This is a genomic window from Arachnia propionica (assembly GCF_003859805.1).
In the GTDB taxonomy this organism is placed as follows: Bacteria; Actinomycetota; Actinomycetes; order Propionibacteriales; family Propionibacteriaceae; genus Arachnia; species Arachnia propionica_C.
Genome location: NZ_RQZG01000018.1, coordinates 35,767 through 58,815, shown reverse-complemented (window position 1 = coordinate 58,815; position 23,049 = coordinate 35,767). Strand labels below are relative to the sequence as shown.

Sequence of the window (23,049 nt, the reverse complement as noted above, 5' to 3'; positions counted from 1 at the left end):
AGACTTCGGGGTATCCGTGTTCCCCACGTCAGTGGGGATGGCTTGGACCTGCGTCAAGGGCATGGTTGTCCCAATATTGGAATTTGGCAGATTTTGGGGTGCGGGGCTTGCGCCCTCCATTCGGATGACCTAGACTGGCATCACTCTCCGATCCGTCACGAGGTGGTCATGGACAACAGCAGGGTTGCACCCGGGACTGACAATTCTGTCCCCCGCCCAGATCCCGCGGTGCTCAGCAGCGCGGCTCGCTCGATCTGGGCGAAGACCGGTGGCCAAACCCACTGGCTTCCCCTTCATCAACACATGACGGACAGCTTCCACGTCGCCTCCAGGCTGTACGACGAGTGGTTGAGCAGACAGGTCAAGGAGCGATGGGCCCGCTGGGAGCCAGAGCCCGGGTTGATACGTCGACTTGCCGTTTTCCTCGCCGGGATCCACGACGTGGGCAAGGCCTGCCCGGCCTTCGTCGCCCAGTCGGAACCCTTGGCTCAGAAGGCCCGCGATGCCGGGTTGTCCTGCCGGGTCATGGCGGAGCTCAGGGATGACCGCAAGCACCTTCCCCACTCACTGGTGAGTCAGGCTGCCCTGGTGACCTGGCTCACCGAACAGGAGATCACAGCAAGGACCGCACTGGCCATCAGCTCCGTGATCGGAGCCCACCACGGTCGCCCCATGAAGAAAGAGCAGTTGACCGACACACATCGCCTACCCAACGGTGTCGGCGGACCCGAGTGGGCCGAGGTTCGAGCCGAGTTCATCACCTGGCTGACTGAAGCCTCCGGCATCACAGCGGACCTGGGTCACCTCAAGAACTGGAAGGCCCCGTTCCCGTTGCTGGTGGAGATCGCGGGCTTCGTCGTGGTGGCGGACTGGCTGGCCAGCAACACCAGCCTGTTTCCTCTCTTCCCCAAGGATCAGGACATCCTCCCTGCCGAGAAACAGGCTGTCCGCCCCCTGTTCGCCTGGGGAGAAGCCGCCATGCCAGCCCCCTGGGAACCCCCGACCCTCGAGGAATCGGCTGCGTCGTTCTACCGCTCCAGATTCGGTTGGCCGGAGAGTTGGCAGCCCCGCGCCATTCAGCGCGTTGCCCACGACATCGCGCGCGAAGGCGCCGTCGGGATGCTCATCATCGAGGCGCAGATGGGCGGCGGGAAGACCGAAGCCGCTTTCGGGGCTGCCGAGCTCATCGCGGCTGCACTGGGGGCACAGGGCCTGGTGGTGGCACTGCCCACTCAAGCGACCGCCAATGCGATGTTCGACCGTCTCGCCACATGGCTGCCGAACCAACCGCGCAAACCCTACGAGGCCGCTGCATGGGCCATCACCCTGGGGCATGGCAAGGCGATGCTCCAGGGCAGCTACGCCGCCATGATCGAGGAGGTTCGCCAGTTCGAAGCAGAGTTGGTGCGCAGCGATCAGGTCGCCGTCATGTACGACACCGAAACCGACGGGGAACCACCGTGCAATGCAGTCGCCCACCAGTGGTTCCTCGGCGCACGTCGCCGATTGCTGGCGAACTTCACCGTGGTCACCATCGATCAGATCTTGATGGCCGCCCTGCAACGCAAACATCTCGCGCTGGCTCACATCGCCCTGTCAGGCAAGGTCGTCGTCATCGATGAGGCCCACGCCTCCGACGACTACATGAACGTCTACCTGGATTCGGCTCTCAGCTGGCTCGGAGCGTACGGCGTTCCCGTCATCGTGTTGTCGGCAACGCTCACCACGGAGCGACGAAACGCCATGCTTGCGGCCTACGCCCCACAACGGCGTCGGGAGATCGAGGAGTTGGTCATCTCCGAGGAACACTACCCCCTCATCACGACGCTGCCGTCGTCGTCTGCACCGATTCGCACCTGCGTGGTCCCGGACCCGAATCCTCCACGCACCGTGTCCTGGAGCTGGCATCCCACCTCACTCGATGACGTCGTCGCGACGCTGACCCGATGCCTGTCGAACGGGGGCTGTGCACTGGTGGTCCGCAACACCGTCAAGGATGCACAGGAGACAGCCCGAGCTCTCGACACCGCTGGCCTTGGACCGGTGCTGCTCAATCATGCAGGTTTCATGTCCGCCGACCGTGCCGCCAATGACCACGAGCTCACCGAACTGTTCGGCCCTGGGGCAGGAGAGGAACGTCCGCACCGTCAGGTGGTGGTGGCAACACAGGTGGTGGAACAGTCCCTTGATGTTGACTTCGATGTCCTGATCACCGATCTGGCCCCGATGGATTTGTTGCTGCAACGGATCGGTAGGCTCCACCGTCACCCCCGAAGCCGTCCGGAAGGGCTGGAGCAGGCCCAGGTCCTGATCCTCGCCGATGACGACGGCTCCCTGCCAACAGGCAGCTCCGGCTCCCACATCATCTACGGCGACCATCATCTGCTCAGAACTGCTGGCACTCTGATCCTGCACGGAGAAACATTGGCCCTTCCGACCGACATCTCTCCGCTGGTTCAGAAAGCACTGGGCCATGAACCTCTCGGTCCCGTCGATTGGCAGTCCACCCTGCAGACAGCAGCTGAGGAGCACAGGAAGCTCCAGGATGGAGCACGCCACAAGGCCAGCACCTGGGTACTGCACCCCTACTCAGGGCGTGGTCCGGGCCATCTCGGCGAATGGATCGACCTCGCGAACGACCCCAAGGAGGCGCAGATGGGTGCCACCGTGCGTGACACCGATCCTTCACTCGAGGTGATCGTCGTTCCCCTCACTCCTGATGGCTCCGCCGCGATACGTCCACCCTGGCACACCGCTGATCCCAGCGTCGCAGAAGTGTTGGATGTCTCCACCCTGCCGAGCGACGACATCGCAAGGGAAATCGCGACCTGGGCGGTACGGCTACCCAGCAGGATCGTGCGCTGGGATCTCGACGAGTGCATCGCCGCCATCGCATCCGATCCACGCGTCAAACGCTGGGCCTGGAGAAAGCACCCGCTGCTCAAAGGGGAGTTGATCTTGCCCATGCAACAAGAAACAGAAGGAGGTTCAACCTTGCACGCAGAGATCAGGGTGGGAACCAGAATCCACACCCTCAGCTACTCACCCGAGAGAGGAATGGAGGTGACCACTGAATGAGTTTCAACCTGACTTCAGAACCTTGGATTCCGGTACTACGGGACGACGGAACGTCAGATCGGGTGTCGCTGCGTGAGTGCTTCGCCGAAGCAGACCAGATCAGGCGTCTCAGCGCAGAACTGCCGACCCAGTCCTTCGCTGTCCTCCGGATGCTGTTGGCCATCATTCATGATGCCATCGGAATTCACTGGGAGTCCGACCTGGAGGACATGCACGAGACGGGACTCGATCTGTCCCGGGTCGACGCCTACCTCAACGAATACGAGGACCGGTTCGACCTGTTCCACCCCACCCGCCCCTTCATGCAGGTGGCCACACTGAGGACGGCGAAGAATGAGGCTTCGGGGTTGGAGAAGCTCATCAGCGATGTCCCCAACGGCGACCCTTTCCTCACGACCCGCGCTGGGACTGGTCTCGCCCGGGTCGACGCAGCAGAGGCGGCTCTGTGGCTCATCCACTGTCACGCCTTCGACCCGAGTGGTATCCGCTCAGGAGCCGTCGGTGACCCGGAAGTCAAGGGAGGAAAGGGCTACCCCATCGGCCCGGGATGGTCTGGTCAGATCGGCGGCGTCATCCTGCATGGCAGACACCTTGCAGAGACGTTGTTGTTCAACCTCGTCCCCACGCCGGAGAGCCTGGATGATCGTCCGGTGTGGGCACGTGACGACGTCCAAACCGAGCGGCGGGAACTCGAAGCCCAGCCTCGCGGCCCCGTGGACCTGTTGGCCTGGCAGTCGCGTCGCATCCGCCTGGTCGGCGATGCCGAGAACGGGGTGACAGGGGTGGTGCTCTGTCAGGGCGACAAGGTGACCCCGCAGAACAGACAGGGTTTGGAGGCCATGACCGCGTGGCGGTACTCGCGGCCGCAGAGCCAGAAGTTCAAACAGGCGGTCTACATGCCCCTCAAGCACGACCCTACGCGGTCGGCGTGGCGCGGCGCTCCCGCCGTGCTGTCTCGCGCCGCGGCCCCGGTGGATGGTCACGAGGCGACGCTTCAACCGACCACCACCCGGATGCTCAAGGGTCTGGACCCACTGGGCTCCAAGGACCTCAGCGCCACGCTGGAGCTGGTGGGCATGGAGTACGGCCCGCAGGAGGCCACCGTCGCCGAGCTGTACCACGACACCCTTGATTTCAGGGTCTCGCTCCTGGGCGAGAAGGCTGCCCCCGTCGTGACCATGATCCACGACGCCCTCGTCACCACTGACCAAGCGGTGTGGGAATTGGGAAGGCTGGCGAGGAACCTCGACCTAGCAGCTGGCGGCGATGAGAAGTCAGGCGTAGGTGCCACACAGCGAACACAGCTGGCTGCCTGGTCCGCCCTCGACGTTCCCGCACGGGAGTGGCTGGCCGCCTTGACGGCCGCGACCGACACCGTCGAGGCCCACAGGGCCTGGCAGCAAGAGGTCCACCGGGCCCTCTCTTCAGAGGCCAGAAAACTCCTGACCACGTGCTCTCCGGCTGCCGTCGTCGGCCGACAGACGCGGCACGGATTCATGACAGCAGGGCTGGCGGAGAGCTACTTCCACGCTGCGCTCCGAAAGCAGCTGCCGTTGCTTGAACAACCAACTCAGAGAGGAGAAGAAGAGTGAACGAGGAGTTCACCTGTGGGAGGTTCGTGACCTCCCAGATCTTCCGACTCATCGGCCAGGATCCAACCAGCATGTCGCCTGCCGCCCGAGGTCTGCTGGCGCAGTTGCGCAGCGCCTTGGGCAAGGAACCTGCAGCAGTACCCACCGTCTGGGGCGTCACCCTCGACGGGATTCCTGACAGCCTGCCAGAGAAGCGGCGAAATCACGTGGAGACGGCAGTCCACCTGGCACTCACCCAGTTCGCCATGCACCAGCAGGGCCGGACCCGACCGATGCACTCCAAACAACCATTCGGGGTGGCCGTTCGGCAGCTGGCGGACAACATCAGTGGCGAGCTCGGGCCGCATGAGACTCCTGTGTACAAACGGTTCACCGCTCTTGCACAGTCGAGCACCTTGGCAGCACTCGAGGCGCACTCCCGTGGCCTCATCTCCCAGCTTCGCTCCCACGAGATCCCGTTCGACTACGGCCGCTACGCAGATGATCTCTACTGGTTCCAGGTCGGCCACCAGCGTGACGTCCAGCGCCGTTGGGGTCGCGATTTCCACCGTCTGACCCTCGCTCCCACCACCAACAACACCCCTGAAGGAGAACAGGCATGACCACCTACATCGAGTTTCACGCCCTGCAGTCCGTGCCTCCGGCCAACATGAACCGCGACGACTCCGGTGCGCCGAAGACCGCCATCTACGGCGGCGTCACCCGAGCGCGGGTGTCTAGCCAGTCGTGGAAGCGTGCAATGCGCACGCACTTCAACGAGACCGTCGACCCGACCTTGGTCGGCACCCGGAGCCGCATGATCGTGACCGACATCGCCAAGGCCATCACACAAAAGCGCCCTGATCTGGCGGAACGGGCCGAGAACCTGGCTGTCGATGCGATGGAAGCAGCCGGTTTCAAGCGTCCTGTTCCGAAGGCCAAGGCCAAGACGGTTACCGGAACCCCGGAGACGGGGTACCTGGTTTTCCTGTCATACCGGCAGATCGCCTCCTTGGCCGACGCCGCGATTGAAGCCAGCAGTGCTTCGAACCCCAAGGATGCGATGAAGGCCGCCAAGGTCAAGAGTCTCGTCGACGCCGGCCACTCCATCGACATCGCCCTGTTCGGGAGAATGGTCGCGGACTCCACTGACCTCAACGTCGATGCCTCCTGCCAGGTGGCACATGCCATCAGCGTCCATGAGGCCACCCCGGAGTACGACTTCTTCACCGCTGTCGATGACGCGAAGAGCCGCAACGATGCCGAAGAGGACGCTGGCGCTGGCATGATGGGCACCGTTGGCTTCATCTCCTCGACCTTCTACCGTTACGCCGTCATCAACGTGGATCAGCTCAGAGAAAACCTTGGGAACGAGGATGCCGTGGCCCTGGCCATCGAGGCCTTCACGAAGAGTTTCCTCGAGGCCATCCCGAGCGGCAAGCAGAACACCTTCGCCAACGGCACCCGACCGGCAGCACTGCTCGTGACTGTTGGTACGGGACAGCCGACCAGCCTCGTCGGGGCATTCGAGAGCCCGGTCACCCAGGATGAAGGGCTGCTGAAGCCCGCTGTGAAACGTTTGGCGACGCACGCCGGGGAGGTCTTCGAGACCTGGCGCAGGCCTGAGGTCGTGCTCGTGGCCGGGTTGCCCTCTGAGGTGACTGATCTTGCTTCTCTGGGTGAGGCCGTGCCCTTCGAGCAGCTGATCGAGGCTGTGAAGCAGCGGGTGCTGGAGGACCAGTGAGCGTCCTCAAGCTCCGCCTCGCGGGCCCACTGCAGAGTTGGGGAGCTGCCAGCCGTTTCACACGCCGCGACACCGAGGAAACTCCCACCAAGAGCGGTCTGCTCGGGCTGCTGGCTGCTGCCGAGGGCCGACGTCGCTCTGATCCGATCGAGGATCTGGTCGGCCTGGAACTCGCGGTACGTGTCGATCAACGCGGCAGCCTGCTGCGGGACTTCCACACTGCCCACCATCAGGTGACTGGCTCCTCCATGCCACTGACCGAACGGTTCTACTGGGCCGACGCTGTATTCACAGCCTTCCTCGGCGGGCCACAGCCGTTGTTGGAAGGCCTGGCTGAGGCACTCGCCGACCCGGCGTACCCGCTGTACCTCGGGCGTCGCTCATGTGTTCCTGAGGGCCGGGTTGTCCTGGGGATTGACGACGGTTCGGTGTCTGAGGCCGTTCAGGCATGTCCTTGGCAGGCTGGGCGCAGTGGCCGTCGCCGAATCCGTGACCAGCACACGGTGCGGGTGGCTGTGCAGGCGGACAGTTCCGTGTACCCGGACTTGCCGCCGTACCGCGAGTTGGACGACATCCCGGTCTCCTTCAGCCCAGAACATCGGCAGTATCGAAGCCGCATGGTCGTCTCAACCCATGTGGTACTCGACACGGGCGCAGAGAAGTCAGCTGGTTCCCCTGCCCATGACCCATTCACCGCCTTGGGAGGCGAATGATGTTTCTGACACGTACCTTCCTCAATGCCCGCCGGGCTGGCGCCCGAAAACTCATCCTGTCGCCACAGGCAATGCATGCTGCGGTTCTCTCGGGATTTCCGCCGGGCCCGGAGGAGCAACGCCCGTTGTGGCGTCTGGATTCCGACGATCCGTTGCGGCCAGCCCTGTACATCGTGAGCGAACGGTGTCCGGACCTGACTCACATCGAGGAACAGGCAGGATGGCCAACCCAACCGACCACGCAGTCAGCGGGGTACTCCGGGCTTCTCGATTCTCTCGGACAGGATCAGCAGTGGGGGTTCCGGCTGACCGCGAATCCAACCCACAGGGTGAGGTCGGGAGAGAAGTTCAAGATCTATGCCCACGTGACCGTCGCCCAGCAGACCGACTGGCTGCTGAGTCGTGCCGGAGAGCTGGGAATCGATTTCGGGAATCCGGAGTCTCCGGATTTCTTGGTGACTGAGCATCAGAGCAAGCGTTTCCGTCGCGGTGGCGGCACTGTCACGATTGGAACTGCCACCTTCAACGGTGTTCTCACCATCACTGATCCTGACAAATTGCGGCTCGCCCTGACCCAAGGCATCGGACGTGCCAAGGCATACGGCTGCGGGCTCATGACGTTGGCCAGGATCTGATGAAGGGGACAGCGCCTCCTCGATCGCAACAACTGTTCCGGGTGGAGGATCGGGTGACGTTCCTCCACCTGGAGCGTTGCACCGTGAGTCGAGACAGCAACGCGATCACCGCAACGGACCAGAACGGGACCATCCACGTTCCGGCTGCAACCGTGAGTGCGATCCTGCTCGGCCCGGGCACCCGGGTCACACATCACGCCGTGATGTTGATGGCTCAGTGCGGGGTCACTGTCGTCTGGGTCGGTGAGGCTGGGGTGCGGTACTACGCCCATGGATCTCCCCTGGCCACTTCGACTCGCCTGCTGGAGGCTCAGGCCGAGGCGGTGTCAAACACACGGAAGCGGTTGGCCGTTGCACGTCGGATGTACGAGTGGCGGTTCCCGGACGAGGTGGTGGAGGGCACCACAATGCAGCAGCTTCGCGGACGCGAGGGCGCCAGGGTGCGTTCCATCTACCGGCAGGAGTCGAAACGTACCGGGGTGGAGTGGAAGAGACGCGACTACGATCCGCTGGTCTTCGAATCGTCGGATCCGATCAATCAGGCGCTGTCCGCGGCTCATTCCTGTCTGTACGGGGTCGTACATGCCGTCGTGGTCTCGCTGGGGTGCTCTCCAGGCCTGGGATTCATCCACACCGGTCATTCCCGAGCCTTCATCTATGACGTTGCCGACCTCTACAAGGCCGAGGTGACCATCCCCATTGCCTTCGACGTAGTTGCACAGGGTTCCGACGACATCAGTGGGGACACGCGTCGGCGGGTACGCGATGCGATGCGGGAGGGGACGATCTTGGAAAGGTGTGTCCGAGACATCAAGCGGCTCCTCCTTCCTCATGATGAGATCGACTGGGACATCAACGTGATTCATCTGTGGGACGACAAGGCGGGAGCGGTGACAGGAGGTATCGACTACAGCGAGGTGGATTTTTGATTGTCCTGGTACTGAGCAAAGTTCCTCCCGGCCTGAGAGGACATCTCACCCGCTGGCTTCTCGAGGTCTCTCCCGGGGTTTTTGTCGGGAAAGTATCTGCTCGGGTACGAGATGAATTGTGGTCGCTGACAACCAGTGAACTGCGGGACGGGACAGCGATCATGATTCTACCAGCCCGAAACGAACAAGGATTTGAAATTCGGAACTCGGGTCACCGCTGGACTCCGGTGGATCTCGACGGTTTCGTCACCTTGAGGCGTCCTCCAGCCAACGACACCTCCTCACCCGCGGTCAAGGCCCCACTGCCCAAGGCCTCCCGCTACCGCTGGCTACGCTCCAGACGAAACCCATCGTAAAACGTGGCCCGTCATGGTATAGTACCTAGTCAACAAGTATGTTCCCCGCACCAGCGGGGATGATCCAGGGCCGCCTTGTTGAGTGCGTGCAGGCGCTTGATGTTCCCCGCACCAGCGGGGATGATCCTCAACGCCCTCAATTCGACGTTCGACCGTGCCGATGTTCCCCGCACCAGCGGGGATGATCCTAGCCAGCCTCTGCCAGGAGTGCCCCCCGTCCGATGTTCCCCGCACCAGCGGGGATGATCCGCTGCCGGACGACCAGGAGTTCACCGTCCAGGTATGTTCCCCGCACCAGCGGGGATGATCCGTGTTGCCACCGGAGTTGCAGACCCGATTCGTCATGTTCCCCGCACCAGCGGGGATGATCCAACAGCAATGAAACCATCAACGATTCCACCGACATGTTCCCCGCACCAGCGGGGATGATCCGGGCGAGGCTGTCCTGTGCTGGATGCTCGTAGTATGTTCCCCGCACCAGCGGGGATGATCCCGGCCCCCGCGTCGCCATCGCCTCCGCCGACATATGTTCCCCGCACCAGCGGGGATGATCCCCCTCAGCCCCTGGGGCGTGACACGGGGGACCCATGTTCCCCGCACCAGCGGGGATGATCCCCACTCTTCCACGTTCTCGACGATGGCGTCGTAATGTTCCCCGCACCAGCGGGGATGATCCCCGGTGGGCAAGGTCGCGTGCACGACCACCCGCATGTTCCCCGCACCAGCGGGGATGATCCGACGGCCCGGTCGGCGGGCACGTCGGGATGGGGATGTTCCCCGCACCAGCGGGGATGATCCGGGTGGCGATCTCAGAGCGACGCAGCCCTGCCCATGTTCCCCGCACCAGCGGGGATGATCCCGACGCCGCGATGCGTGGCGTGCCACTGAGTGTATGTTCCCCGCACCAGCGGGGATGATCCGTATTTCTCGTAAGGACGAAACGGCCCGACCGGATGTTCCCCGCACCAGCGGGGATGATCCGCGGCTCCTCGGACAGTGGAGCGGGCACACCCTATGTTCCCCGCACCAGCGGGGATGATCCGACGCGTGAGCTGGGGGCGGCGCGCCCGAAGGGATGTTCCCCGCACCAGCGGGGATGATCCTCCTGGTGCCGACGTTCAGCAGCTTGGTCTTCGATGTTCCCCGCACCAGCGGGGATGATCCCTCCTGCTGGTTGATGCCGACGACGCGCCTGATATGTTCCCCGCACCAGCGGGGATGATCCATCAGCGGAGCCGATGGAGGTCAGCAGCGATGCATGTTCCCCGCACCAGCGGGGATGATCCGTTCTCCCCCGTCGGTGTCGGCGTGCAGCTCGACATGTTCCCCGCACCAGCGGGGATGATCCCCCCGGCCGCCTGATCGCTGACCGGCCCCGGCCATGTTCCCCGCACCAGCGGGGATGATCCGACTTATGCCGGGAATGTCTGGGGTGCGATCAAATGTTCCCCGCACCAGCGGGGATGATCCGTGGTGGTGCTCATGGACGAAATAGTGTCAGCCATGTTCCCCGCACCAGCGGGGATGATCCGGTCGGAAACTCCTACGACAGCAACGCACAGCAATGTTCCCCGCACCAGCGGGGATGATCCGCCTCTCGACTCCTTCGCGGCCTGCTCGAGGGCATGTTCCCCGCACCAGCGGGGATGATCCTCCATCGGTTTCACCTCCCCTCTTGAGTTGTTGATGTTCCCCGCACCAGCGGGGATGATCCGTAGCAGGTGCGCAGCCTGATGGTGAGGGGTCGATGTTCCCCGCACCAGCGGGGATGATCCCATTTCCCCCTCTGCTGTCGCGCCAATCATTGGATGTTCCCCGCACCAGCGGGGATGATCCGCATCCGCAAGCCACGCGTGGACGGACGTTCCCATGTTCCCCGCACCAGCGGGGATGATCCGCGCCACGGCCTCGACAGGAAACCCGGCACGCAATGTTCCCCGCACCAGCGGGGATGATCCCCTCATCGTGCGGGTTGATGCAGCGGACGCCGCATGTTCCCCGCACCAGCGGGGATGATCCCGGTCTCGACAACGGTTTGGACAGACATGTCCCATGTTCCCCGCACCAGCGGGGATGATCCCTCCGCAACAAGCTGCATCACCTCACTGAGGCGATGTTCCCCGCACCAGCGGGGATGATCCTGGATGGTGTCTGTGCTGCCGGTGGCCGGGAGGATGTTCCCCGCACCAGCGGGGATGATCCCTCAGGGAGATGATGGGGCAGGTCATCGGCCTGATGTTCCCCGCACCAGCGGGGATGATCCGCTGATGTCGAGGGCGTTGCCGGGTGGCTGGACATGTTCCCCGCACCAGCGGGGATGATCCCCCTCGGTCCCCTCGGTGGGGGTGTTGATGGCGATGTTCCCCGCACCAGCGGGGATGATCCGCCCTCACCGCGTTGACGCCGTTGGGGCAGACCATGTTCCCCGCACCAGCGGGGATGATCCCGGTGCTGGATCGGATTCTCCACCGCGAGCAACATGTTCCCCGCACCAGCGGGGATGATCCGTCGTTGATGATGCTGGTGAGTTGTCGTCCAGCATGTTCCCCGCACCAGCGGGGATGATCCGACATGGGGAAGCTCCGAGAAGCTGCCTTGCAGATGTTCCCCGCACCAGCGGGGATGATCCGGTGGCGTTCTGGGTCCGGCCGAGCCGGTCGACATGTTCCCCGCACCAGCGGGGATGATCCGAAGCGCGGGACAAGGTCCGGGAGTGTTTCATCATGTTCCCCGCACCAGCGGGGATGATCCATGACCCATGCCTGCAACCAGCCCTCACGGGCTCATGTTCCCCGCACCAGCGGGGATGATCCCGGAACCTCATTACGATCACCCCGACGGAGTGGATGTTCCCCGCACCAGCGGGGATGATCCGGTTTCACCCCCATCCGGGGTAGCTGCTCAGGTATGTTCCCCGCACCAGCGGGGATGATCCCACCTTGTGTTGGCGCTCGGCGTGACCGACGATATGTTCCCCGCACCAGCGGGGATGATCCGTCCTCCTCGATTTCTGCCCCGGTGTAGTCTTCATGTTCCCCGCACCAGCGGGGATGATCCGTGGTGGTGCTCATGGACCGAAATGGTGTCAGCCATGTTCCCCGCACCAGCGGGGATGATCCGATCAGGTCGCGCCGCGCCGGATACGCGGCCGCATGTTCCCCGCACCAGCGGGGATGATCCGACGACGTGGTAGATGATCTTCCCCTCTCGGGGGATGTTCCCCGCACCAGCGGGGATGATCCCGGCAAGCTGGCGAAGGCAACCGGTGTCGGCTAATGTTCCCCGCACCAGCGGGGATGATCCCGGGCTGGTGATGGTGAGGGTCGCATGAGTCACATGTTCCCCGCACCAGCGGGGATGATCCCAACCTGAATCCTGCCGAGCGGTACGCCGCCCTATGTTCCCCGCACCAGCGGGGATGATCCTGCCGACGGGACCTCTCAGGCCGAGATCGCTGAATGTTCCCCGCACCAGCGGGGATGATCCGGCATCCCGCTCACCGACTCCCCCTGGGTCGATATGTTCCCCGCACCAGCGGGGATGATCCGTCATCCACTCGTGTCCCCAGGCGGGCTCGGGAATGTTCCCCGCACCAGCGGGGATGATCCCTCCTTGCCTCGGCCATCCGATGGATCGGATTGATGTTCCCCGCACCAGCGGGGATGATCCCTGCTGCTTGACGCCACTCATGTCCGCGGTGTCATGTTCCCCGCACCAGCGGGGATGATCCGGACTGGGTGGCCGACACGGTTGGCATTCCCCGATGTTCCCCGCACCAGCGGGGATGATCCGTGCACGACTTGCACAGTTTGGAGGCTTGACATATGTTCCCCGCACCAGCGGGGATGATCCGGCGTATCCGGTGACCGAGCCCATCGTCACCACATGTTCCCCGCACCAGCGGGGATGATCCTTGTCCCCGTTGAAATACATCCGAGGATTTCCGATGTTCCCCGCACCAGCGGGGATGATCCCGCAACGTCTGGATCGCCGACCAGCAGCCCGGCATGTTCCCCGCACCAGCGGGGATGATCCCCGATTCAACAACGTGTCTGACAGCCATGCCGGATGTTCCCCGCACCAGCGGGGATGATCCATGTCCGACGACATGACCAGTAACCGAGAGGTAATGTTCCCCGCACCAGCGGGGATGATCCAGGACCCATCATGATCTGGACCCGAGCCTTCTGATGTTCCCCGCACCAGCGGGGATGATCCGGGTGTCTCCGGGAGGGGTGCCAGTATGGGGCAATGTTCCCCGCACCAGCGGGGATGATCCGGTGACCACCACTTCCCCGATCGTGACGCGCCCATGTTCCCCGCACCAGCGGGGATGATCCGGCAGCGGGCGGGTGCGATAGCGCACCTTCACCATGTTCCCCGCACCAGCGGGGATGATCCCCTGAAGGCACATTTCCTTACCCGACTTGAGCAATGTTCCCCGCACCAGCGGGGATGATCCTCGCTGGATGAGGCGCCCGGCCCCGTCCAGCAGATGTTCCCCGCACCAGCGGGGATGATCCCGCCCGCATCGACCCCAGCCACGCGGCCCGAGTATGTTCCCCGCACCAGCGGGGATGATCCCGCCAGGTCATGCGCTCCCGGCGACACGCGACGATGTTCCCCGCACCAGCGGGGATGATCCGTGTGATGGTCTCAGGTTCGCCAGCCAGTCCGGATGTTCCCCGCACCAGCGGGGATGATCCGTGTGATGGTCTCAGGTTCGCCAGCCAGTCCGGATGTTCCCCGCACCAGCGGGGATGATCCCACTCGGGATCAGTCGAGCAAGACACTGATCCAATGTTCCCCGCACCAGCGGGGATGATCCCCGCAACCCCGAGGTTTTCGCCCCGGCGCGCCTATGTTCCCCGCACCAGCGGGGATGATCCGGGCATCGCGGACCAGTTCCGCAGCATCCTCGCATGTTCCCCGCACCAGCGGGGATGATCCGCGGCTCAAGAGGCAGCCGTGGGCGGGTGTGGTATGTTCCCCGCACCAGCGGGGATGATCCGCACACCGCCCACTCCAGGGTTTTCCCCGGCAAATGTTCCCCGCACCAGCGGGGATGATCCCAAGATCTGGAAGCGCCGCTACCGGGGGCAGGGATGTTCCCCGCACCAGCGGGGATGATCCCCCTCCCCCAATGCGACGAATCGTCCCGACGGGATGTTCCCCGCACCAGCGGGGATGATCCCGGATCGATCATCAAGCAGTGAGTCCCTTGTTTATGTTCCCCGCACCAGCGGGGATGATCCCACCACCTGCAAGACCTGACCAACTGGAAACTCATGTTCCCCGCACCAGCGGGGATGATCCGGAGATCGGCGGCCCATTTGATGGTGCGGATCGATGTTCCCCGCACCAGCGGGGATGATCCGTCCTAGGATATTGGCCATCACCACGGTTGCCAATGTTCCCCGCACCAGCGGGGATGATCCCAGCTTGGACAGGCGGCGCTTCCCTGCGGGACCATGTTCCCCGCACCAGCGGGGATGAACAGGAAAGGCCGGTTCCGAAAGACCAGCCGCAAGGTTGCTCCCCGCGTTGCGGGAACACCACTGGCTCTTCACCTCCGGTGGCTCACACCCGGAGCACAAGAGCGGAAGGACTGCCAGGTCGAGACTTGGACGGAGAACTTCATCGGACACTGCCCCCGGCCTCGCCACGGAATGCTGTCTCACGGTCCGTTGTGAGCAGTGACGGAGAGCAATCGGCAGGACTTCAGCCGCCCATCACCCCGGCGACCACGATCACGACTCCCACGACCACTCCCAGGAGGCCGAAGAACTGCATCGGGATGCCGTAGAGGGTGTGGTTGTTGCTCGTTGCCTGCCGGATGTCGCGCACCTCGCGGGCCAGCAACGCCTCGACCTGGTCGTGGCCCTCACGACGACTCGACGGGTCAGGCGCCGCCGGCGAGACCTGGAACTCTCCCGCATCCACCAGCTGCTGCAGCTGGGCGCGACGCGACGCCTCGAACTCCGCGACCCTGCGCCGCGGCCCCATCGTGTTCAGCCACATCCCCAACAGGTAGGCGCCGACCCCGCCCAGCAGGATCCCGAGCCCCGCGACCAGCGTGAACCACTGCGTGCCCACCCCGAGACCGGACGCACAGGCCAGCCCAACCCCCGCGCCCAGCAGCGGAAGTCCCAGCCCCGCACCGCCCCAGCCCCGATACACAAGGATCATGGGCCAAACCTACGCCCCGATCGGTGCCCCGTCACGCCGCGTTCCCACTCCCGCCGGTCCCCTCCCTCGACGACGGCACCGAGACCGCCTGGGCCTCCAACCCGTCGAGGGCATCCACGACGACGTCCGCCCCATCGGCCTCGATGAGCGCCATGATGTGTCCTCCGGCATCGGAGACCTGCACCTCGACGACCTGCGCCCCGGCATCGGTGACCCGGTGATCGACGTCAGCCACCGTCGCCAAGGTCGGCTGGCTGGTGGCGGGGACAACCTCGACGAGGTACAACTGGGACACGAGCAACTCCTGATGGATGAACCGTCCACGCTACGTCGCCCCGGGGTCAGGATCAATGCCCTGCCGGACCCCGGCGGTCCCCCGGATAGGGGACACCCGATCCGACACCCCGTCCCCATCACCCGAACCACATCTCCCACAACACCGCATAGCGGCCCTGCGACGCCAGCAACTCGGCGTGGCTCCCCTCCTCGACGATCCGCCCCTTCGCCATCACCACGATCCGGTCACAGACCGCCGCCTGCGACAACCGGTGCGCCACCACCAGGGCCGAGCGCCCCCGCAGCACCGCCTCCGCGACCTCCTCCAGCCACTGGGCGTCCGCGCTGCCCGCCTCCGCCGTCGCCTCGTCCAGCACGACCACCTCCGGCCCCGCCAGGTGCACCCTGGCCGGTGCCAGGCACTGCGCCATCGCCGACGACAACGCATGCCGACCCGCCCCGAGCCGGGTCTCCAACCCGTCCGGGCACTCCCGCAGCAGCACCTCCGCCCCGATCTCCCGGAGCCCTGCGACGATCCCCGTATCATCGCAGCCGGGTGCCGCCAGCGTGAGGGTCTCCCGCAGCGTCCCCTCGAACGCGTGTCCCTGCTGGGCCACCGACAGCACCCGGTCTCCCGGCGCCGCCACCCGGCTCGTCCCCGATCCGGGCCGCAGGATGCCTCCCACGGTGAGAGCCAGTGTCGACTTCCCCGACCCCGTCACCCGACGAGCAACCATCTCGCCGCCGGCACCCTGCAGCAGTGGCGCACCAGGAACCGACTGGTGCAGGCCCTCGGGATGCTCCGGGCCGGGGTCCTGATCGACGTGGCCGCGCACCGCGTCGGCTACCACGACCCGAGTGCGTTCCGCCGCGCCTTCAAAGCCCATTTCGGTGTGGCACCGAGCCGACATGCGGCGATCACGACTCCCCGAATTGAGTGAGTGAGGACTCACTCATACACTTGGCGACGTGATGTCCCGCGCCACCCCCATGCCTCCCGACGAGCGACGGGCGACCCTGATCGCCGTCACCCACCGCCTCATCCTCGACCACGGGCACGACGTCACCACCAGGCAGGTCGCCGAGGCCGCAGGGGTCGCCGAGGGCACCGTGTTCCGGGTCTTCCCCACCCGCGACGACCTCATCGTCGCCACCATCACCGATACGCTGTCCGGGCCCCGGCTGGCCACGCTCCTGGCGGACCTGCCCGAGGCCCACACCCTCGACGACACCGTCGAGGGCTGCATCGTCGCCATCGCCGACTACGCCCGCACCAACATGCAGCTGCTCAAGCATCCCGGGACCTTCCAGGACCCCAGCCCGCGCGACACCACGGCCTGCACGCCCTGGCAGACGTGGCGTGACCGCATCGCGGACCTCAAGGCCTGGATCCGCCGTCGCCTCACCCCGTTCGGGACCGAACTGGTCCCCACCCCCGCCGAGTTCGCCCACATCGTGCTCACCCTGGCGCTCGGGCACGCCCACAGCGACCACGGCCCCGACCAGCCCTCCCCGGCGATGCTGACCCGCCTCGCCCTCGACGGCGCCCGCCGCAAGGAGTCCTGATGCTGACACGTCTGATCAGACTGATCCTGACCTACCTCAGACCACACTGGGGTTCGCTCACCGCTGTGCTGGTGCTCCAGGTGATCGCGACGGCGATGGCGCTGTACCTGCCCACCCTCAACGCCCGGATCATCGACGAGGGCGTGATCGTCGGCGACGTCCCCGCCATCTGGCGCTCCGGCACCCTGATGCTGGTGTTCTCACTCGTCCAGGCGGTGGCCCAGATCACGGCCATCTGGTTCGGGGTCCGGATCGCGATGCGCATCTCCCGCGACCTGCGCGCGGACGTCTTCGACCGCTCACTCGACTTCTCCACCACCGAGGTGCGCCACTTCGGCGCGTCCTCACTGCTGACCCGCACCACCAATGACGTCCAGCAGATCCAGAGCATCGTGCAGACCAGCCTCACCATGCTCGTCGGTGCCCCCATCACGATGGTCGGCGGGTTCGTCATGGCGTGGCGCGAGGACCCCGGGATGTCCTGGATCATCGGGGTGGGGGTCGTGGTGCTGGGTGTGGCCCTGACCACCCTGGTACTGCAGGTCGCCCCGCTGTTCCAACGGTTGCAGACCAGTCTCGACGGCCTGAACCGGGTGCTGCGTGAGCAGATCACCGGCATCCGGGTGGTACGTGCCTTCGTCCGGGAGGAGTACGAGGCCGCCCGTTTCGACCGGGCCAACACCGCCCTCCACGACGTCTCCTTGAGGGCCGCCCGCCTCATGGTGCTGCTGTTCCCACTGGCGTTCCTCGTGATGAACCTCTCCCAGGTGGCGGTGATCTGGTTCGGCGGGCACCGCGTCGACGGCGGTGACATCCAGATCGGACAGCTGATGGCCTTCCTGTCCTACCTCATGCAGATCCTGATCTCGGTGATGATGTCGACGATGCTGGTGTTCATGGCGCCGCGCGCCGCGGTCTCCGCCGACCGCATCCTCCAGGTGCTGGAGACCGTCCCGAGCATCGCGGCACCGACCACCCCGGTGACACCGTCGCAGCTGAGCGGGGTCGTCGAGTTCCGTGACGTCACCTTCGCCTACCCCGGTGCCGCGGAGCCGGTGCTGGACCGCATCAGTTTCCGCCTGGAGCCGGGCCGCACCACCGCCGTCATCGGCTCGACGGGCTCCGGCAAGTCGACGCTGACCAACCTCATCCCGCGCCTGTTCGACGTGACCTCCGGACAGGTGCTCCTCGACGGCGTGGACGTGCGCGACCACGACCCTGACACCCTGTGGGCGCGGATCGCCCTGGTGCCACAGCGGCCCTACCTGTTCTCCGGCACCGTCGCCTCGAACCTGCGCCACGGCAACCCCGAGGCCACAAAGGAGCAGATGTGGGAGGCGCTCGGCATCGCCCAGGCCGCGGATTTCGTCGCCGACCTCGACGGTGGTCTGGAGGCCCCGATCTCGCAGGGCGGGACGAATGTCTCGGGCGGTCAGCGGCAACGCCTGTCGATCGCCCGCGCCCTGGTCAAGGATGCGGCCGTCAACGTCTTCGACGACTCCTTCTCCGCCCTCGACGTCGTCACCGACGCCCGGCTGCGTGCAGCCCTGGCCCCGGCGACGGCGGACCGCGCCACGCTCATCGTGGCGCAACGGGTGGCGACCATCCGCGACGCCGACGAGATCCTCGTGCTGGAGCACGGCCGGATCGTCGGACGCGGCACCCACGACGAACTGCTGGCCGACAACCCCACCTACCAGGAGATCGTCGAGAGTCAGCTGGGCATCCAGGAGGCGGCATGAGCAGCCCTGTCATCGCGAAACAACGCCCCAAGCACGGCCCGGGCCGGATCCAGAACGGCCCCGGCGGCCCGAGCGGCACGGGTGAGACCGCGGCCAGTCTCGGTCCGTCGCTGCGGCGGCTGCTGCGGCAGTTGCGTCCCCAACGGGTCGTGGTCGGCATCGCGGTCGCCTTGTCGGTGGCCTCGGTGGTGCTGTCCACGCTCGGCCCGAAGATCCTGGGGCACGCCACGGATCTGCTGCTGGCGGGCATCATCGGCAAGAACACCCCCGCCGGGATCACCAGGGAGCAGGCCATCGAGGCGGCCGAGGGGTCCGGCATGGGCGACATGCTGCGACGCGTCGACTTCACCCCGGGGCAGGGCATCGACTTCCACGCCATCGGCCTGGTCGCGCTGATCGTCGTCGGCGTCCACGTGATCGCCGGGATCGCCGCGTACCTCAGCAGTTTCCTGTTGATCGGGGCGGCGCAGCGGTCGGTGAAGCAGTTGCGCACCCAGGTGGCGGCGAAGCTGGAGCGGCTGCCGTTGTCGTACTTCGACCGGCAGCCCCGCGGTGAGCTGCTGAGCCGCACCACCAACGACATCGACAACATCCAGCAGACCTTCCAGCAGACCCTGCCCCAGTTCCTCAACTCGCTGCTGACGGTGCTGGGTGTGCTGCTGATGATGCTCTGGATCTCGTGGCCACTGGCGCTGGTGACCATCGTGTCCATCCCGTTGTCGATGGTGGTGGTGCCGTTGATCATGAAGCGCTCGCAGAAGCACTTCGCGGCGATGTGGCAGGCGACCGGAGAGCTGAACTCCGAGGCCGAGGAGGCCTACACCGGGCACTCGCTGGTGAAGGTGTTCGGCCGCAAGGCCGAGGTGGCGGCCAGTTTCCACGCCCGCAACGAGGAGCTGTACCGCTCGTCGTTCGGGGCGCAGTTCCTCTCCGCCGCCCTGATGCCCGTGATGTTCCTCGTCGGGAACCTCAACTACGTGGTGGTCGCGGTGTTCGGTGGCCTGCAGGTGGCATCGGGTGGGATGAACATCGGCGACGTGCAGGCCTTCATCCAGTACTCGCGGCAGTTCACCCAGCCGTTGACGCAGTTGGCGTCGTTGATGAACATCCTGCAGTCGGGGGTGGCCTCGGCGGAGCGGGTCTTCGAGCTGCTGGACGCCGAGGAGATGACCCCGGAGCCCGGAGGGGGGATGCAGGTGGAGCGCGGCGAGGTGGTCTTCGACCATGTGTCGTTCTCGTACTCACCGGGCAGGCCGCTGATCCGCGACCTGAACCTGGCGGTGCAGCCCGGTCAGACGGTGGCGATCGTCGGTCCGACGGGGGCGGGCAAGACCACGCTGGTGAACCTGCTGATGCGGTTCTACGACCTGGATGCGGGCCGGATCCTGCTGGACGGGGTGGACATCGCCACCGTCGACCGGGCGAGACTTCGGGCTGACATCGGGATGGTGCTGCAGGACACGTGGCTGTTCGGCGGCACGATCCGCGAGAACATCGCGTACGGCAGACCGGGCGCGAGCGAGGAAGAGATCCTGGCGGCGGCGAAGGCGGCCTTCGTCGACCGGTTCGTGCACTCCCTGCCGGAGGGCTACGACACGGTGATCGACGAGGAGGGCAGCAACGTCTCCGCGGGCGAGAAGCAGCTCATCACCATCGCCAGGGCGTTCCTGTCGGAGCCTGCGCTGCTGATCCTGGATGAGGCCACCTCGTCGGTGGACACCCGCACCGAGCTGCTGCTGCAGCAGGCCATGTCGGCGCTCCGGACGGGACGCACGTCGTTCGTGATCGCGCACCGGCTGTCCACCATCAAGGACGCGGACCTGATCCTGGTGATGGCCGACGGTGACATCGTCGAGCAGGGCACCCACGACGACCTGCTGGCCGCGAAGGGCCGCTACTTCGAGCTGTACCAGTCGCAGTTCGACGAGGCGGAGGAGTGATCGAACCTTTCGGCGGCTCCACACGTTGGGCAGGTGAGGGCAACGCAGCCCCGTGCTCACGGAAGGAGTCACTGAGATGTGTCGGAGAACTCTGTCGGCGACGGCGACCATCGTGGTCCTGCTGGGGATGGTCGCCACACCCCACTGGGCACTGGCCGATGACAATCCGTGCGACCCTGCCAACGGCAGGTACATCTGCGACGGCAGCGAGGACCAGCCCGAGGGTGACCGCCACCCCTGGAGACCCCCGAAGCTGCCGGACACCGGAGTGGCCGACCTCCCCGGCATCGTGCTGACACCCTGAGGGCTGTTCGGGGAAGCGATTGAGACGCCCTTGACCGGAGGGCTCGCTGTTCCCTGAACAAGCCTCCCTGGTCCGTGGGAGCCCTCCACGCATCGGACTGACACCCTGCCGGGAGCCTTCCACTCCACCCTGCACCCACCTCCACCCATCAACCTTGCCACCTCCACCCTGTGGTTTCGCCTGCCTTGTGACGGGTTTGCCTGCCTTGAGGAGGAAACGCCTGCCCAAAATCGAATTGCCTGCCCAATAAGACAGGCAATTCCGAACAAGACAGGCGAGCTGAAGTCAGGACAGGCGAACCGCACCCAAGACAGGCAAATCCGAACAAGGCAGGCGAACCGCATCCAAGACAGGCGAGCCGGTGGGGACGGTTGCCCGGGCACCCACACGCCCACGAGTTGATGCGCTGCCGGACTCCCGCGAAGCGCAGTTGGCCTCCTCCTTGACCGAGACGGGATAATGGCCCTCGGATGAGGGAGGTGAGCGATGAGTGACCAGGAGATGTACCTGGCGGTCCTCATCGCCTGCGGGGTCCTCCTCGCCGGGGTGGTGGCGGTGCGCGTCTCGTCGCGCAGTTCGATGCCCGGTCTGCTGCTCTACCTGGGGATCGGGCTCATCATCGGGGAGGCCGGGTTCGGCATCCGGTTCGACGACGCCCGCCTGGCCTACAACATCTCCGTCCTGCTGGTGGCGGTCCTGCTGTTCGACGGCGGCTTCACCACCCGCTGGTCCGAGTTCAGACCCGTCGCGTGGAAATCGGGACTGCTCGGCACGGTCGGGGTGCTGGTCTCCATCGCCGTCGCCGCCACCGTCGCGGTGCTGGTGCTCGGCGTGGACGTGCGCACCGGCATCCTGCTGGCCGCGATGGTCTCCTCCACCGACGCGGCCGCCGTGTTCGCGATCCTTCGACGCCTACCGCTGAAGGCCCGGGTCCGCACCACCCTGGAGGGCGAGTCGGGGGTCAACGACCCCCCGGCCATCATCATCGTCACCGTCGTGGTCTCGGACGCCTGGGACCAGATGGACATCCCGTCGATGATCACGACGGGGTTGTTCCAGCTGGCCGCAGGAGCCGTCGTCGGGCTGGTGATCGCCAGGATCGGGCAGTCGCTGCTGCACCGGATCTCCCTGCCGAGCGCCGGACTGTACCCGCTGGCGACTCTGGCCATCGCACTCACCGCCTACTCCACGGCAGGAACCCTGCAGGCCTCCGGGCTGCTCGCGGCGTACGTGGCGGGGCTGTGGCTCGGCAACCAGGCCCTGCCCCACCACGCCTCCACCGAAGGCTTCACCGAATCCCTCGGCTGGCTGTCCCAGATCATGCTGTTCGTGCTGCTGGGTCTGCTCGCCTCCCCGAAGGAACTGCCCGCCGCGATCATCCCCGCGCTGGTCATCGGCTCAGCCCTGATGTTCCTGGCCCGCCCCATCTCCGTCGCGGTGTGCCTGGCCCCCTTCCGGGAGAGGTTCCGGACCCAGGTCTTCATCTCCGCCGCCGGGATGCGCGGGGCGGTGCCCATCATGCTGGCGACGATCCCGCTCACCCAGAACCTGCCGGGTGCCACCCGGATGTTCCACGTCATCTTCCTGCTGGTGGCGACCTTCACCCTGATCCAGGCCCCGCTGCTGCCGAAACTCGCCCGCTGGGCCGGTGTGCTGGATGCGATCTCCCCACAGGCCCTGGCCTTCGACTCCTCCCCGCTCGAGGGGATCAACGCCTCCCTGGTGCAGTTCACGGTGCCGAGGAAGGGTCAGCTGGTGGGGATGTGGTGCACCGATCTGCGGCTGCCCCACGGCGCGGTGCTGTCGATGGTGGTGCGGGACAAACAGATCATCGTCCCGGACTCCGAACTCCGCATCCAGGGCGGCGACCACCTGCTCATGGCGGTCGAGTCAGGGCTGGTGGAGCTGGTCCAGGCCCGCCTCACCCTGCTCAACCAGCACGGCCCACTCGCCCGGTGGCTGATCTCCGGCCGCAACCGCCGTCGGCTCCTCGGTGACGAGTGAAC

Annotated in this window: 17 protein-coding genes and 1 CRISPR repeat array; of the genes, 14 read left to right on the top strand and 3 right to left on the bottom strand. The window is 65.5% G+C overall.

The annotated features are described in order from the left end of the window. Positions 1-168: 168 nt before the first annotated feature. Genes cas3 through cas2e form a run of 8 tightly spaced genes read left to right on the top strand, consistent with a single transcriptional unit; the run spans position 169 to position 9,026 of the window. The gene (cas3, locus tag EII34_RS13380; RefSeq protein WP_124845671.1) at positions 169-3,078 is read left to right on the top strand and encodes a CRISPR-associated helicase Cas3'; all 2,910 of its coding nucleotides are present in this window, start codon (positions 169-171) and stop codon (positions 3,076-3,078) included. Next, positions 3,075-4,670 (top strand): type I-E CRISPR-associated protein Cse1/CasA, encoded by a 1,596-nt coding sequence (casA, locus tag EII34_RS13375; protein ID WP_124845670.1) that lies wholly within the window; start codon positions 3,075-3,077, stop codon positions 4,668-4,670. The genes cas3 and casA overlap by 4 nt, the downstream gene beginning before the upstream one ends. Further along, positions 4,667-5,272 carry a type I-E CRISPR-associated protein Cse2/CasB gene (gene casB / locus EII34_RS13370; protein WP_124845669.1) on the top strand — a complete coding sequence of 202 codons (606 nt, stop codon included), beginning with the start codon at positions 4,667-4,669 and terminating at the stop codon, positions 5,270-5,272. The genes casA and casB overlap by 4 nt, the downstream gene beginning before the upstream one ends. Beyond that, positions 5,269-6,393 (top strand): type I-E CRISPR-associated protein Cas7/Cse4/CasC, encoded by a 1,125-nt coding sequence (gene cas7e / locus EII34_RS13365; protein WP_124845668.1) that lies wholly within the window; start codon positions 5,269-5,271, stop codon positions 6,391-6,393. Before casB ends, cas7e begins: the two co-directional genes overlap by 4 nt. Further along, a complete protein-coding gene (cas5e, locus tag EII34_RS13360; protein ID WP_124845667.1) occupies positions 6,390-7,106 on the top strand; it encodes a type I-E CRISPR-associated protein Cas5/CasD in 717 nt (238 codons plus the stop codon). The genes cas7e and cas5e overlap by 4 nt, the downstream gene beginning before the upstream one ends. Next, positions 7,103-7,741: a type I-E CRISPR-associated protein Cas6/Cse3/CasE gene (cas6e, locus tag EII34_RS13355; protein ID WP_221620308.1), complete on the top strand. Its 639-nt coding sequence runs from the start codon at positions 7,103-7,105 to the stop codon at positions 7,739-7,741. The genes cas5e and cas6e overlap by 4 nt, the downstream gene beginning before the upstream one ends. After that, complete coding sequence (cas1e, locus tag EII34_RS13350) at positions 7,741-8,670, top strand: type I-E CRISPR-associated endonuclease Cas1e (protein WP_124845666.1); 930 nt, start codon at positions 7,741-7,743, stop codon at positions 8,668-8,670. The genes cas6e and cas1e overlap by 1 nt, the downstream gene beginning before the upstream one ends. Next, entirely contained in the window at positions 8,610-9,026 is a 417-nt protein-coding gene (gene cas2e, locus EII34_RS13345; RefSeq protein ID WP_260425158.1) for a type I-E CRISPR-associated endoribonuclease Cas2e, read from the top strand. Before cas1e ends, cas2e begins: the two co-directional genes overlap by 61 nt. 38 nt (positions 9,027-9,064) lie before the next feature. Further along, positions 9,065-14,525: direct repeats of the CRISPR family, unit length 28 nt; unit sequence ATGTTCCCCGCACCAGCGGGGATGATCC. Positions 14,526-14,747: 222 nt separating this feature from the next. On the opposite strand, the gene EII34_RS13340 is transcribed toward cas2e, so the two are convergent. The 3 genes from EII34_RS13340 to EII34_RS13330 all read right to left on the bottom strand — a co-directional run bounded on the left by EII34_RS13340 (position 14,748) and on the right by EII34_RS13330 (position 16,342). Beyond that, positions 14,748-15,215, bottom strand: coding sequence for a hypothetical protein (locus EII34_RS13340; protein ID WP_124845664.1), 468 nt, complete (start codon positions 15,213-15,215; stop codon positions 14,748-14,750). Between the two features lie 31 nt (positions 15,216-15,246). Then, on the bottom strand, positions 15,247-15,510 hold the full coding sequence (locus tag EII34_RS13335; protein WP_124845663.1) for a hypothetical protein: 264 nt from the start codon (positions 15,508-15,510) through the stop codon (positions 15,247-15,249). A gap of 118 nt (positions 15,511-15,628) precedes the next feature. Then, positions 15,629-16,342, bottom strand: coding sequence for an ATP-binding cassette domain-containing protein (locus EII34_RS13330; RefSeq protein WP_260425157.1), 714 nt, complete (start codon positions 16,340-16,342; stop codon positions 15,629-15,631). On the opposite strand from EII34_RS13330, the gene EII34_RS16835 reads away from it, so the two are divergent. The 6 genes from EII34_RS16835 to EII34_RS13300 all read left to right on the top strand — a co-directional run bounded on the left by EII34_RS16835 (position 16,289) and on the right by EII34_RS13300 (position 23,047). Next, positions 16,289-16,432, top strand: coding sequence for a helix-turn-helix domain-containing protein (locus EII34_RS16835; protein ID WP_395858092.1), 144 nt, complete (start codon positions 16,289-16,291; stop codon positions 16,430-16,432). The two genes, EII34_RS13330 and EII34_RS16835, sit on opposite strands and share 54 nt — an antisense overlap. 31 nt (positions 16,433-16,463) lie before the next feature. Next, positions 16,464-17,057: a TetR/AcrR family transcriptional regulator gene (locus EII34_RS13320; protein ID WP_148092634.1), complete on the top strand. Its 594-nt coding sequence runs from the start codon at positions 16,464-16,466 to the stop codon at positions 17,055-17,057. Next, a complete protein-coding gene (locus EII34_RS13315; RefSeq protein ID WP_124845659.1) occupies positions 17,057-18,799 on the top strand; it encodes an ABC transporter ATP-binding protein in 1,743 nt (580 codons plus the stop codon). Before EII34_RS13320 ends, EII34_RS13315 begins: the two co-directional genes overlap by 1 nt. After that, complete coding sequence (locus EII34_RS13310) at positions 18,796-20,739, top strand: ABC transporter ATP-binding protein (RefSeq protein WP_124845658.1); 1,944 nt, start codon at positions 18,796-18,798, stop codon at positions 20,737-20,739. Before EII34_RS13315 ends, EII34_RS13310 begins: the two co-directional genes overlap by 4 nt. A 76-nt stretch (positions 20,740-20,815) precedes the next feature. Beyond that, the gene (locus tag EII34_RS13305; protein WP_124845657.1) at positions 20,816-21,043 is read left to right on the top strand and encodes a hypothetical protein; all 228 of its coding nucleotides are present in this window, start codon (positions 20,816-20,818) and stop codon (positions 21,041-21,043) included. 486 nt (positions 21,044-21,529) lie between these two features. Further along, positions 21,530-23,047: a potassium/proton antiporter gene (locus EII34_RS13300; protein WP_124845656.1), complete on the top strand. Its 1,518-nt coding sequence runs from the start codon at positions 21,530-21,532 to the stop codon at positions 23,045-23,047. Positions 23,048-23,049: the final 2 nt, after the last annotated feature.